Origin of the sequence: Sphingobacterium lactis, from assembly GCF_051951495.1 — a bacterium.
GTDB classification, from domain to species: Bacteria; Bacteroidota; Bacteroidia; order Sphingobacteriales; family Sphingobacteriaceae; genus Sphingobacterium; species Sphingobacterium lactis_A.
In genome coordinates, this window is record NZ_JBNHAS010000027.1 from 1 (window position 1) to 255 (window position 255).

1 rRNA gene is annotated in these 255 nt (G+C 43.1%); it reads right to left on the bottom strand.

What is annotated here, in order from left to right:
- A 16S ribosomal RNA gene (locus tag ACP6L2_RS18205) occupies positions 1-115 on the bottom strand; the annotation flags it as partial.
- Positions 116-255 lie beyond the last annotated feature (140 nt).

A 255-nucleotide genomic window follows, 5' to 3' on the forward strand; every position in this document is an offset into this window, starting at 1 on the left:
ACCCGTGCGCCACTCTCACCAGATGGTAGCAAGCTACCACTGGATCCCGTCCGACTTGCATGTATTAGGCCTGCCGCTAGCGTTCATCCTGAGCCAGGATCAAACTCTCCATTGTAGAATGAAGTGTCAGATCGTGACCATTTATAAATAAACGGAAACGTATCTATTAATTATTTAATATCTGTCGCCGTTCCGGATCTGATTTGAATTGACTTAAAAAAATCTCATTCTTCAGCTTTCGTCAAAAGACTACTC